The sequence below is a fragment of the Streptomyces sp. NBC_00454 genome, assembly GCF_041434015.1.
GTDB lineage: Bacteria > Actinomycetota > Actinomycetes > Streptomycetales > Streptomycetaceae > Streptomyces.
Genome location: NZ_CP107907.1, coordinates 6006556 through 6018139, shown reverse-complemented (window position 1 = coordinate 6018139; position 11584 = coordinate 6006556). Strand labels below are relative to the sequence as shown.

Sequence of the window (11584 nt, the reverse complement as noted above, 5' to 3'; positions counted from 1 at the left end):
TTCACGATGCGGAAGCGTACGAACCCTGGAGGAGGGACTGAATGCTCTCAGCGACCGCCTGCGGCGCCGTGTAGTGCAGGAAGTGATCGCGGCCGGGCAGCAGCGTCAGTTCCAGGCCGAGCCGGGAGCTGAGTTCCTGGGCGCGGTCACCGGCGAATCCGGGGTCGTCCTCGGAGCCGATCAGCCGTCCGGGGATCGCCAGCTTCTCGAGAGGCTGGTGCTGCATCAGCGCGAAATGGCCGAACAGCTCGGTGAAGGCCAGCGGGTTGATCCCGCTCATGAGCTTGCTGACCATCATCTCGAGGGTTTCCTCGGAAACCGCCCGGCCGACCCGCTTGGCCCGCGACACGATCGAATCGCGCATCAGATTGGAGAATTCGACGCGGGTCCGGTCGAGCAGCCGCCAGTCCAGGCGTTCCGCCGTGTTCAGATAGAAGGGCGCGATCAGCACGATCGCGCGGGGCCGGTAACCGGCTGGGTCGCGCAGCAGCGCTTCGATGAGCGCGAGCGCACCGAAGGAGTGGGCCACACAGATCTCCGGCCGCACCCGCGCCAGTTCGGCCGTCACCGCGTCGTGCGGTGCCTGCCGGCCCAGCCAGGTGAAGTCGGTACCGCGCTGCCAGGGGAAGTCCGGGGTCTCGTACTCGAAGCCCTCGGCCAGTGCGTCGCAGGTCTCGCGCCAGGATGCGCCCTGGTCCTCGATTCCGTGGATGAACAGTGCCTTCATGCCGCGACCTCCAGCCCGACCAGCGCCGGCCAGACCGGCGCGAGCAGCGCCGCCGTCTCGCACAAGGAGTCACCGTCGACGGCGCCGAGTTCGGCGACCTCGTAGGGCGTGGTCACGGACTCCTCGGCGGACACCACCACGGCGACCGCCGCCGGAAGCGGCCCGTCCAGCGACGGATCGCTGACGATCTCGACGAGCAGCACCTGTGAGCACCGGCCCGCCGTCAGCATGGCCGTGGCCAGCCGCCAGGCTCCGGAAACCCCACCGCTGCGGTTGTCGATGGTGAAGGCGGGCCCCCGGGCGCCGAGCCGGATGCTCACCGAGGACGAGACCACGTTGGGCGACACATTGGGCGCGTCCAGGATCGACACGACGCGGAACCGCCCTTCCCGCGCAAGCTTGTTGACCTCGAGCACGGCCTCGCGGGACGTCTGCGGAGCCACTACGACGACGCCCACGGACTCCGCGGCGCCCAGTGCATCGCCGAACACCTCGGTACGGGCCAGGTCGGCGGCGGCGATCGCCACCAGCGACTGACCGCGGTGGCCCAGCAGGCCCTTGCGGCCGATCGCCTCGACTATGTCCTTCTTCGCGTTCGGTACCCGCCGTGCGCCCGGCACCAGACCGGGCCCGATCTCGATCGGTTCGGAAACGTACATCGTCATGCCGCGATCACTCCTACCGCATTCGCACCGCCGAATCCGTACGCGCACACCAGCCCTCGCCTGGGCGTCCACGAGGCGTCCGGTCGCCAGCGCAACGCGCCCGCACCTTCGATCGTGGTGCCCGGGACGTATCCGGGCGGGGGTGTGCCGCGCGTTACCGCCATCCCCGTCAGCAGCGACATCAGGAACGACGCTCCCGACGTGTGGCCGAGGCCGCCCTTGAGCGGGAGGAACACCGCCCGGCTCGTGAGGTCCGGCATCGCGGAGTACACCGCGATCTCGCACTGGTCGTTGAGTGTGGTTCCGGTGCCGTGCGGGACGACGAAGTCGAGGTCGCCCGCGGTGAGTCCGGCCCGCGCGATCGCGCGGTGCACGGTCTCCTCGATGGTCTGCTGGTCGGGCGCGGTCGGGTGGTTGGCATCGCTCGAGCACTCGATGGCGCTGACCGCGGCGAACCGCTCCAGGCCGGACCAGGAATCGTCGAGCGAGAGCAGGCAGGTGGCCGCGCCCTCGCCGAGCACGGCGCCGACGTGCTTCTCCTCGAACGGAGCGCAGTGCTGTGCCGGCTCGGCCGCGACCTTGCCGATCATCGTGAGCATCGCGCGGGTCATGCTGTCGGCCGCGGCCAGGAGCACCTGGTCGTAGGCGCCGGTCTGCAGCAGATCGGAGCCGAGGGCCAGCCCCATGCCGCTGGCCGAACAGGCGTTGGTGATCGAGTAGACGTCGACGTCCGGGCCGAGTTCCGCGCGGGCCACGTCCTCGACCGAGGACCACGACACACCCGGGTCCGCCTCGTCGCCCGAAGTGACGCCCAGACCGGTGCACAGGATCACGGCGGTCCGCTGCAGGTCCAGCGGGGGCAGCTGGCTCAGGGTCTGGCCCAGGGCGCGCCGCAGGTGCTCGGCGGCGCGCTGCACGTACGGCACCTCGATGGACGGATCGGCGTAGACGACCGCGACGCCGGGGATCTCGAAGCCGGTGACGTCGGCGAGCTCGCGGGTGCCGCGCCGGCCTTCGTGCATGGCCTGCAGCGTCTCGTCGAAATCGCCGAAGCAGCTGCTCATTGCGGGGGCGTAGACATTGATCACAGCTCGACCTCGACCCAGGAACGTTTCTGCGCATCAGGGAACGGGATGATCACCCGGGGGTGGCGTCCGGTGCGGAGCAGGTGCAGCGCGATCAGGACCTGGCAGCCGAAGGTTGCCGACCCCACCACACCGAACACCTCCTCCACGTCCACGACGTGCCCGGCGGCAGCACTCACCGCCTTCACACCCGCCGCACCCGCGACGACCACGGCGGCATCCGGATCGGCCGCCCGCTCGCCCTGCTGCACTCGGATCCGGAACTCCCGGTCCGCCACCTCGCCGGGCGTGAGCAGCAGCGCTACGGCCGCCTCGCCGATCGGGTCTTCGCCGGCCGCGGCCGCCCACGCCTGCCGCGGAGCGGTGAGCTCCTCGGCGCAGACGAGCAGGCAGGCCGACAGCAGCTCCGTCTCGGTCAGCATCTCGATGTAGGACATGGCCTTCATGCCGCCCGCCTTGCCACCGGCGATGGTGGTGTTCGGCCCGGTCAGGCCGTGGCGGATGGCGACGAGCCCGGCGGCCGCGTTCATCACGGTGTTCGGGAACAGCGACGGCGGTACGTTCCACGGCTTGGGGCCGATGATCGTGATCCCGGAGTAGTCCAGGGTGGACCGCATGCTGCCGACCGTGGTGGACACCGTCACACCGGTGCCCTCGGGGAGCGAGGGCACGTCGGCGAGGCAGTCCCGCGCGGACAGCAGCGCGAGGGCGCCGAGCCGGTCGAGCGTGCTCGACCCCTTGCGGCCCAGCTCCGTGGTCACATCGAACTGGGGCACCGCGAGCTGGTCCGGCGAGTCGTACTCATTCGGCTCGAGTTGCGCGGAGTACCCGATACCGAATCGCGTGACCGCGCCGATTGCGGAACAGGAGAACCACATGCGTCAGACCTTCCCGAACAGGACGATGGCGTTGTTGCCACCGAAAGCGAAGCCGTGGTTCTGGACGACGTCGAGCCGCGCGGGACGGCCCACGTTCGGAACCACATCGGTCAGCGGCACGTCCGGGTCCAGCTCCCTGAAGTTCGCGGTCGGCGGGCACATCTGCCGCAGCAGCCCGAGCACGCACGCGACGGCGCCGAAGCCGCTGGCCGCGCCCATGGTGTGACCGAGCATCGATTTGATCGAGCTCACCGGCGGCGGGCTGGCACCGAAGACGTCCGCGATCGCCGAGCTCTCGGTGGCGTCGTTGGCCTTGGTGCCGGTGCCGTGGGCGGAGATGTAGTCGACCTGGTCCGGCGTGATGCCGGCGCGCTCGTGCGCCAGCCGGATGCAGCGGGCCACCGAATCGCGATTCGGCGCCACCATGTGGTCGGCGTCGCAGTTGATGCCGGCGCCGAGCACCGTGGCCAGGGGGACCGCGCCGCGCGCCTTCGCGTGCGCCTCGGACTCCAGTACCAGGGCGACCCCGCCCTCGGCGGTGAGCATGCCCTCGCGCTCGGCGTCGAAGGGACGGCACACGTCGGGAGACATGGCGCCGAGCCGGTAGAAGCCCGCATGGGCCCAGCGGCACACCGCGTCGGCACCGCCGACGATCGCGATGTCGGCCTTGCCGGAGGCGATCAGCAGCGAACCGTAGGCGATGCTGTAGTTGCTGGCCGAACAGGCGGTCGAAAAGGTGATGTCGTCGGAGTGGCCGGCAGCGAGCTCGACCGCGACGGCCTCGCCGATGCGCTGCGCCGGCAGCTTGTCCGCCGCGTCCGCCGAGATCACGCCCGGTGTGGTCACCAGGTACTCGGCGGTGGCCCGCTCCATTTCCTGCGACTCACCACTGGTCGTACCCATGCAGATCGCGATGCGCGCGGCATCGAGATCCACCTGGCCCAGCCCCGCGTCCTCCACCGCCAGCCGGGCGGCCGCGGCGGCCAGCAGGCTGCTGCGGCCGTACTGCTCGCCGGTGACGTTCTTGCAGATCTGCTCGGCCACGAAGTCGTGGACCTCGCCGGCCTGATCGGTGCGGAATTCGGAGGTGTCGAACGACCTGATGGTCGAAGTGCCCACCCGCCCCGCGAACAGCGCGGCATCGAATGCGTCCCGCCCGATTCCGAGACTGGAAACCGGTCCGAGACCGGTCACCAGGACTTTCTGGCTCACGCCCACTTCGCGTACTCCTTGACGACGTTGTAGACGTTCTGAAGGTTGTCCATGCGCGGCAGTTCCTCCTGCGGCACCTCGACGTCGAACTCCTTGTCGATGCGGGACAGGATCTCGATGGCCCGCAGGGAATCGGCCTCGTACTCCTCGACGAACAGACCCGTATCGGTCAGCTCGGCCGTGTCGATCTCGAGAATGTCCGCGACGATCTCGCGCAGCGTCTCGAGACGGGCGTTCTCAACTTCAGTGATGGTCATTCTTCATTCCCTTGTCGAAGTACCGTCGAGCAACGGCAAAGACGAAGCTTTGTCAAAGCAAAGATTGATCGGCTGTTTGAACCGACTGAACTGACTGGATTGCTGGCGGACTGTCAGACCGGCTGCGGTCGGATCCGGTACAGATCCACGGTGGCCCTGCCCGCATTCCCTCGAACGCTTCAAACACTAGGGCGAGTTGGCCAACCCGTCGGATTCCGTGTCCACAAGGTGCCATTCACGGCGGCCGTCCGGCCGAGGGGGCGGATCGGCCGGCAGCGGCTGTCCCGCATTCGGGAGCCCGCACGAGGCTCCCGGAGGAGCCGACGCCCGGGTCAGACCCCGACGACGCTCTTGATGCTCTCGAAGAGGGACAGCATGGCCCGCGCCGAGGGCAGGATCATCCGGCCCTCACGGGTCAGCCGGGCACCCGTGGAGTCCCGGTCGAACAGCCGGGTTCCGAGCGCCTGCTCCAGGCACTTGATCTGGTAACTGACGGCCGGCTGCGAGTAGCCCAGGTACTCGGCGGCGTGATCCATCCTCCCGATGTCCGCGATCGACACGAAGGCGCGGAGCTCTCGCTCGTGCATGAACCCACTCTCCTCAACGTTGCTGCCCGTGGACGAGAAGAACTCCGTTCCACCCGGTCGACGCCATCCTCGGGCCCCCTGACATCAGCGAGACAGAACGGTGCAGGAAGATGCACACACGCCATCGGCGACCGCCGGCGGTGCTACAAGTACGGTTTTCTGTGCATCGGTTGGCCGGCCCCCGGAGCCGGCGGCTCCCGCGGTATGGCGAGGAACCGTCTTACGCAGGCGCGGTCGGCGGTGCAGGCGGGTCCGCCGCGCCCACGGCCGCGCCGGGCGTCCGGACGGGCGCATGACCAGCACATGACCGGCATATGGCCGTGAGGGCCGACACGGGCCATCTACGGAGGGCGCGTAGCCGCACCCGCGTGGGCCTTTCCGCCTTGTCGCACGTCAGACGGGTTGCGGGGCCCGAAACCGGAAGGGCTCCGACATCTTCGCGGAAGTCCGCACGGAGAGCCGGCCATTAGGCCCGCGCCGAACTGCGCCGAACTCCGCGGGTCGATGCAGCTCAGTTTCGGCCAGAATGGGGAACACCTCACCACACTGGATGTCTGACATTTATCGTGGCTGCGGCAAGCTTGAGCCTCGGTGCGCGGGACTGAGGTCGACCGACACGCTCAGGGGGAGCGATATAAGATATGCATAAACGGGGCCATCGCCACACCTTGCTCGCCCAGCCGGTCTGAAACCACCTCGCGCCGGACTTCGCAGCCCGAAGATTCGACGATGAGCTGCAGCGACGGAGAAGCAATAGCCATCACGCCGCGCTCATCACACGTCCGCGATCGAATTCGCGAGCCGGGCTCCGAACGCGCCCGCGCGCCCGCTTTCAGCGAGCAGGCAATCCACGTACACGGTTCACCCGGAATCAACTTTCACTTTGCTGACACATGCGACATATAGGGGTATCCAGCACGTCGACAACCTCGCGACAACGCTCGCGTGCCCATACGACACCGCAAGCAGTCGTGCACAGAAGGGGGAATGCACAATGCCCAGGGTAGGCCGCTCGCAAACCAAGCGCCGGGAATCGGAAAGAGGGATCGACGGTCGGCGACAGCCCATCGGGGCGGGATCCGCGGAATGAATCGGATCCCCCGTCGCGAATCCGGAATCCTCTCGGGCTTCTCCCGCCATCTACGCGCCTCCCGACTGCACTTCCAGGCCGAGCGGGAAAGCGAGCGCCTGATCGCCTCCATGCCCCTCCCGGACCCCTTCGACTTCGACCAGCTGGTCGGGAACATGGCGGAGGCCAGCGGCCGGCAGATCGTCATGAAGCCGATCCCGGACCACCTGACCGGGCTCGAGGGCGTGTGCGGCCTCCTCATCAAGCACGACACACATCCGGTCGACCTGATCCTCCACCCCAAGGGCCGTTCACCGCCCCACGAACTCACCCTGAAGGTGCACCAGTTGGTGCACTTCTGGGCCGGGGACAACACCCGCTTGGTTCAATCCCCCGACATGGCGCGGTCCCGTGCGATGCCCCCGGACGCCGGGCTCTCGACGATCAGGCCCCCGGACCACGACGCGCTCATCGAACTGCGCGCCGTCCATGTGGCGCGGCTCATCGCCCAGAGGAGCACGCGCCGGACCGCCGAGGAGGGCCAGCCGCCGCGCGACGTCCCGCACCGTGGCGGAGCTCCCGCCCGGCCGTGAATCCCGGCGGCCAGCGCCCGAACCGACTACGCCGAGCGGCCCTTCCCTTCATCGGCCAGGATCTCCCCCATCGTCTCGCCGATGAAGTCGCGGAGCTGGTCCCAGGATTCCTTGGGCATGCCCTGGCCCGCACCGCGCGCGGCCATCACGGTGAACCTGTTGCGCACGGCCAGGGTCGACAGGATCAGGGCGTCGACCTCCGGGTCGTCCTGCCGGAAGAAGACCGCCGGCACGTCGAAGGCGAGCGCCAGGGCGCCGAGGGCCCCCTCCTCCGGTTCGGCGACCCCGCCGGTCCGTAGCGCCCGGACCGTCGCCTCGGTGAGCACCGCGGAGCCGCTCTTGCGGTTCCCCTCGGACGCGAGGTGCGCATCAGAGGGCGCCACCCCTCCGTAGACCTCGGTGCGCAGCGACTCCAGCTTGCGGGCCACGCGGGCACCGTCGGCCGAAGGCTCTTCCTCCGGCGCTTCGGGCTGCCCGAAGGAACGCCGCTGCGCCGCGAGCAGTTCGGCGCGGGTCACGCCGTAGGCGGCGGCCAGCACCGTCACCGCTTGGTCGGACAGCGGCCGCTTTCCCTGTTCTGCGGCCCTTACCGGCATGGGGGACGAGGTATTGGTGTATTGCGCCGTGTCCGACTGGGTCATCCCGGCATCGCACCGCAGGTCGGCGAGATTCGGCGATTCGGTGCGCGGAAAGAGTTCGTCGAGATCGGCGTCCAGGAATGCGGAGATCGCCGACAATCGCTCCTGAGGGGGAACGGCCAGGCCGTTCTCCCAGCGATAGACGGCGTTCACTTTCACGTGAAGACCCTCGGCCAGAGCAGCCTGCGACAGGCGTTTGATGACACGGCGGTCACGCAACTTACCGCCGTCGAAGACACGGTCGGGCATAGACATGCTCCACAAGGTGAGGGTTTGAAGGGATTCTAGTGCCCCCCTGGGAGAAGATCTTGGCATCCGAGATATCGGAATGGGCTCGCGCCCTTCGCCGAAGTCGTGCCGACCGCCGAGAAGGCTGCCCTCACCACACCCTACTTGTCACGATTTTTAGATATTTACTCACCTTCTTTCGGGGCCGCCTCCCCCCTTCCGGGAGACCGATCGGGGGTCGGATCACCTTCAGGTGATCCAGGACCCCTTGACCGGATCACCAGAAGTAGATAAATTCAGCTTCAGGTGATCGGGAGGTGGTCGTCACACCGCCCGACAGCCCCCCACCTCGGAGTTCGAGGAGGAGGCGCAAACCCGGGGACGCCTCCTCCCGGATCTCCGAAGCATCGTATCCGCGAGACAACCGCACCGCGCTCCGCACCGAAGACCGATGCGACAACGCCGGATCATCTCGGGCGTTGTGGCCGACGGCCGATTTCCGCGCACCCGGCCGGCGGAATTCACCGCGCACCCTCTCGTCCCGCTTTCCGCTTTCCATATTTCGCGCACCCGCGCATTCCCTTTCATGTCGTCACAGGAGGCGATCCGTCATGCCCACGATCTCCGTCGGTAACTCGCGCATCCACTACACCGTGACCGGCGAGGGTCCGGCCCTGCTGCTGGTGCACGGCGTGGGCAAGGGCGGCCAGGTCACCTTCGGCCACCTGGTCGAGGAGTTCGCCCGCCGCAACACCGTCATCCTTGCCGAGCTGTCCGGCAGCGAGACCGCCGAGGACGACGGCACGCCGCTGACCGTCGAGCAGCTCGCCGACGAGGTCGCCGCCGTGATCGAGCACGCCGGCCTCGGCCCCGTGGACCTGGTCGGGTTCTCGCTCGGCGGGGCCGTCGTCGCCGCCACCGCCGCGATGCACCCCGAGGGTGTGCGCCGCCTGATCACCGTCGGCGGCCTGGTCAAGTCGGACCTCTACATCCAGAACCTGATCGGCCTGACCCTGAGTCAGAAGCACGACGCGAAGGCCTTCGGCCGCGTGCTCAGCACCACCGCCTTCAGCCCCCGCTTCATCCGCGGTCAGGCCAGTCTGAGCGACGTCGAGAACCTCGGCTCCGAGCTGAGCCCCTCCGACGGCCGGATCCGCCAGCTCGAGCTGCTCGTCCAGGTGGACATCCGCGACCTGGTCGGCAAGGTGCGGGCCGAGACCCTCGTCCTGGCCCCGTACCCGGACGCCGCGGTGCCCGCCGAGCACTCCCGCGAGCTGGCCGCCGCCATCCCGAACTCCTCGTACACCGAGATCGACAGCGGCCACATGGTGATCTTCGAGAAGCCGGTCGAGTTCGTGAAGCTGGTCCAGGACTTCCTTCACCAGGCCTGACGCCCACCACGCACGACCCGACCACCCGCGGAGCGCACTCCGCGGCGATTCCAGGAGGAAGCATGGCCAAGATCCTGCTCGCCGTCAGCAGCCACGAGACCCTGGGGGACACCGGCAACCGGACGGGCTACAGCGTCTCGGAGGCGGCCCACCCCTACAACGTCTTCACGGGCGCCGGCCACGAGGTCGACTTCGTCTCCGTGCTCGGCGGCGAGCCGCCGGCCGTCGTCTTCGACGGCGAGGAGAGCGACCCCGAGATCATCGGCTTCCTGGCCGACGAGACCGTCAAGGGCAAGCTCGTGGCGACCCGCCGGGCGGCCGAGGTGGACCCCGCCGAGTACTCCGCGATCTTCTACGTCGGCGGCCACGGCGCCATGTGGGACTTCCCCGACTCCCCCGACCTGGCCCGCATCGCCATGGACATCCACGGCCGCGGCGGAGTCGTCTCCGCCGTCTGCCACGGCCCGGCCGCGCTCGTCAACCTGCGCCTGCCGGACGGCACCCACCTGGTGCGCGGCAAGCGCGTCGCCTCCTTCAGCAACGAGGAGGAGCAGTCGATCGGCCTCGTCGAGGTCATGCCCTTCCTCCTCGAGGACCGGCTGAAGGAGACCGGGGCGCTGCACGCCAAGGCGCCCATGTTCCAGGAACACACCGAGAGCGACGGCCGGGTCATCACGGGGCAGAACCCCGCCTCCGCCGCCCCCGTGGCGCGGCTCGTCGTCGCCGAGATCGACCGGGCCGCGGGCTAGCCCTGTCGCAGCACCGGCACTGAGCCGAGCCCCGGTTCCACCGCCGTCGTCACCCGAGGAATCCCATCGCAGACCGGCCCCGGCTCGGACCGCCGCGGCCCAAGGAGGCAGACATGTACGGCTTGATCCAGGTCGCGGGCGTCATCGACCAGTCCGAGGCCGACCTCATCGTCGAGGAGGGCGCGGACTGGCTCGGCTTCGCCCTGCGGCTCCCCGCCAAGAACGAGGACCTGTCGGAGGCCGAGGCCGCCGCCATCGTCAAGGCGATCCAGCCCGACAACAAGGGCGTCATCATCACCTACCTGACCGATGCAGACGAGATCGCCGGCTTCTGCGCCGAGATGGGCGTCGGAGCGATCCAGCTGCACGGCGACGTGACCCCCGCCGAGCTGCGCCGGCTGCGCACCCTGGCCCCGGACCTCTACGTCCTCAAGAGCCTGGTGGTCAAGACGGACAACATCGACGAGCTCCGCGAGATCGTCGAGACCTCCGCCGAGTGGATCGACATGTTCATCACCGACAGCTTCAACCCGGCCACCGGTGCCAAGGGGGCGACCGGGCTGACCCACGACTGGGCCGTCAGCGCCGAGCTCGTCCGCATCTCCCCCAAGCCCCTGATGCTGGCCGGCGGGCTCACCCCGGAGAACGTCGGGGCGGCCATCGAGGCCGTCCGCCCGGCCGCCGTGGACTCCCACACCGGCCTGGAGGACCCCGCCACCCGGCGCAAGGACCGCCAGAAGGTACGCACCTTCGTGCTGGAGGCCCGCGCCGCCTTCGACCGGGTCGCCGCCGAGGACGGACGGAGCCGGTCCTGATGACCACGCGAACCGAGCCACTGAGCGGCGTGACCCACCTGCTGCCCCAGACCAACCGGCTGCGCGCCCTGCACTCGATCGTCCGCGACCGCGAGGCCCGGCGGGAGGACTTCGTCCCCGCCGCCAACCGGATCATCCGCGGGCTCCTCGACGCCGCGCTGGACCTGCTCCCCTACGAGCCCCGCGAGGTCCGCACCCCGGTCGGCCGGACCTACCACGGCCTCTCCCTGGCCTCGCAGGTCTACGGAGTCTCCATCGCCCGGGCCGGCGACAGCATGGAGTCCGAGCTGCGCGTGATGGCGCCGGAGACCCGGCTGGGCAAGATCCTGATCCAGCGGGACAAGGTCACCAAACTCCCGCACCTGTACTACGCGGCGCTGCCCCCCGGCATCGACCGGGGCCACGTGCTGCTCCTCGACCCCATGCTCGCCACCGGCGGCACCGCGCTGGCCGCCATCCGCGTACTGCTCGAACACGGGGTGCCCGAGGGGCACATCGTCTTCGTGAACCTGCTCTCCGCCCCCGAAGGGATCAAGGTCGTCCACGACCGGCACCCCGAGGTGCGGATCGTGACCTCCTCCGTCGAGGAGCGTCTCAGCGAGCACGCGTTCATGCTTCCCGGCATCGGTGACTTCGGCGACCGCTACTTCGGGACCGACATCCCGGCGTGAGCGCCCGACCCTCCGCAGC

Annotated in this window: 13 protein-coding genes; 5 read left to right on the top strand and 8 right to left on the bottom strand. The window is 69.0% G+C overall.

Annotated elements, in window-relative coordinates; all coding sequences use genetic code 11:
- Position 1 precedes the first annotated feature (1 nt).
- From OHU74_RS27745 to OHU74_RS27715, 7 genes are all read right to left on the bottom strand, one after another.
- On the bottom strand, positions 2 to 727 hold the full coding sequence (locus OHU74_RS27745) for an alpha/beta fold hydrolase (protein WP_371618374.1): 726 nt from the start codon (positions 725 to 727) through the stop codon (positions 2 to 4).
- Positions 724 to 1392 (bottom strand): hypothetical protein, encoded by a 669-nt coding sequence (locus OHU74_RS27740; protein ID WP_371618373.1) that lies wholly within the window; start codon positions 1390 to 1392, stop codon positions 724 to 726. The genes OHU74_RS27745 and OHU74_RS27740 overlap by 4 nt, the downstream gene beginning before the upstream one ends.
- Positions 1389 to 2456 (bottom strand): beta-ketoacyl synthase N-terminal-like domain-containing protein, encoded by a 1068-nt coding sequence (locus tag OHU74_RS27735; protein WP_371618372.1) that lies wholly within the window; start codon positions 2454 to 2456, stop codon positions 1389 to 1391. The genes OHU74_RS27740 and OHU74_RS27735 overlap by 4 nt, the downstream gene beginning before the upstream one ends.
- A 20-nt stretch (positions 2457 to 2476) precedes the next feature.
- Positions 2477 to 3355: a beta-ketoacyl synthase chain length factor gene (locus OHU74_RS27730; protein ID WP_371618371.1), complete on the bottom strand. Its 879-nt coding sequence runs from the start codon at positions 3353 to 3355 to the stop codon at positions 2477 to 2479.
- A gap of 3 nt (positions 3356 to 3358) precedes the next feature.
- Positions 3359 to 4567 carry a beta-ketoacyl synthase gene (locus tag OHU74_RS27725; protein WP_371618370.1) on the bottom strand — a complete coding sequence of 403 codons (1209 nt, stop codon included), beginning with the start codon at positions 4565 to 4567 and terminating at the stop codon, positions 3359 to 3361.
- A complete protein-coding gene (locus OHU74_RS27720; RefSeq protein WP_371618369.1) occupies positions 4564 to 4824 on the bottom strand; it encodes an acyl carrier protein in 261 nt (86 codons plus the stop codon). The genes OHU74_RS27725 and OHU74_RS27720 overlap by 4 nt, the downstream gene beginning before the upstream one ends.
- Positions 4825 to 5156: 332 nt before the next feature.
- Complete coding sequence (locus tag OHU74_RS27715; protein WP_371618368.1) at positions 5157 to 5411, bottom strand: LysR family transcriptional regulator; 255 nt, start codon at positions 5409 to 5411, stop codon at positions 5157 to 5159.
- 1086 nt (positions 5412 to 6497) lie between these two features.
- On the opposite strand from OHU74_RS27715, the gene OHU74_RS27710 reads away from it, so the two are divergent.
- Positions 6498 to 7073 (top strand): hypothetical protein, encoded by a 576-nt coding sequence (locus OHU74_RS27710; RefSeq protein ID WP_371618367.1) that lies wholly within the window; start codon positions 6498 to 6500, stop codon positions 7071 to 7073.
- A 26-nt stretch (positions 7074 to 7099) separates the two neighbouring features.
- Here the strand turns inward: OHU74_RS27710 and OHU74_RS27705 are convergent, their stop codons facing one another.
- Complete coding sequence (locus tag OHU74_RS27705) at positions 7100 to 7966, bottom strand: helix-turn-helix domain-containing protein (protein ID WP_371618366.1); 867 nt, start codon at positions 7964 to 7966, stop codon at positions 7100 to 7102.
- Positions 7967 to 8550: 584 nt separating this feature from the next.
- On the opposite strand from OHU74_RS27705, the gene OHU74_RS27700 reads away from it, so the two are divergent.
- The 4 genes from OHU74_RS27700 (at position 8551) to upp (ending at position 11565) form a co-directional block, all read left to right on the top strand.
- On the top strand, positions 8551 to 9330 hold the full coding sequence (locus tag OHU74_RS27700; protein WP_371618365.1) for an alpha/beta fold hydrolase: 780 nt from the start codon (positions 8551 to 8553) through the stop codon (positions 9328 to 9330).
- A gap of 62 nt (positions 9331 to 9392) precedes the next feature.
- Positions 9393 to 10079, top strand: coding sequence for a type 1 glutamine amidotransferase domain-containing protein (locus OHU74_RS27695; RefSeq protein WP_371618364.1), 687 nt, complete (start codon positions 9393 to 9395; stop codon positions 10077 to 10079).
- Between the two features lie 113 nt (positions 10080 to 10192).
- On the top strand, positions 10193 to 10894 hold the full coding sequence (locus OHU74_RS27690) for a phosphoribosylanthranilate isomerase (RefSeq protein ID WP_371618363.1): 702 nt from the start codon (positions 10193 to 10195) through the stop codon (positions 10892 to 10894).
- Positions 10894 to 11565, top strand: coding sequence for a uracil phosphoribosyltransferase (gene upp / locus OHU74_RS27685; RefSeq protein WP_371618362.1), 672 nt, complete (start codon positions 10894 to 10896; stop codon positions 11563 to 11565). The genes OHU74_RS27690 and upp overlap by 1 nt, the downstream gene beginning before the upstream one ends.
- Positions 11566 to 11584: the final 19 nt, after the last annotated feature.

What these genes read in the sequence shown, in the direction of transcription:
- OHU74_RS27745 (WP_371618374.1), bottom strand. Translation starts at nt 727, where the DNA reads ATGAAGGCACTGTTCATCCACGGAATCGAGGACCAGGGCGCATCCTGG.
- OHU74_RS27740 (WP_371618373.1), bottom strand. Translation starts at nt 1,392, where the DNA reads ATGACGATGTACGTTTCCGAACCGATCGAGATCGGGCCCGGTCTGGTG.
- OHU74_RS27735 (WP_371618372.1), bottom strand. Translation starts at nt 2,456, where the DNA reads ATGAGCAGCTGCTTCGGCGATTTCGACGAGACGCTGCAGGCCATGCAC.
- OHU74_RS27730 (WP_371618371.1), bottom strand. Translation starts at nt 3,355, where the DNA reads ATGTGGTTCTCCTGTTCCGCAATCGGCGCGGTCACGCGATTCGGTATC.
- OHU74_RS27720 (WP_371618369.1), bottom strand. Translation starts at nt 4,824, where the DNA reads ATGACCATCACTGAAGTTGAGAACGCCCGTCTCGAGACGCTGCGCGAG.
- OHU74_RS27715 (WP_371618368.1), bottom strand. Translation starts at nt 5,411, where the DNA reads ATGCACGAGCGAGAGCTCCGCGCCTTCGTGTCGATCGCGGACATCGGG.
- OHU74_RS27710 (WP_371618367.1), top strand. Translation starts at nt 6,498, where the DNA reads ATGAATCGGATCCCCCGTCGCGAATCCGGAATCCTCTCGGGCTTCTCC.
- OHU74_RS27705 (WP_371618366.1), bottom strand. Translation starts at nt 7,966, where the DNA reads ATGTCTATGCCCGACCGTGTCTTCGACGGCGGTAAGTTGCGTGACCGC.
- OHU74_RS27700 (WP_371618365.1), top strand. Translation starts at nt 8,551, where the DNA reads ATGCCCACGATCTCCGTCGGTAACTCGCGCATCCACTACACCGTGACC.
- OHU74_RS27695 (WP_371618364.1), top strand. Translation starts at nt 9,393, where the DNA reads ATGGCCAAGATCCTGCTCGCCGTCAGCAGCCACGAGACCCTGGGGGAC.
- OHU74_RS27690 (WP_371618363.1), top strand. Translation starts at nt 10,193, where the DNA reads ATGTACGGCTTGATCCAGGTCGCGGGCGTCATCGACCAGTCCGAGGCC.
- upp (WP_371618362.1), top strand. Translation starts at nt 10,894, where the DNA reads ATGACCACGCGAACCGAGCCACTGAGCGGCGTGACCCACCTGCTGCCC.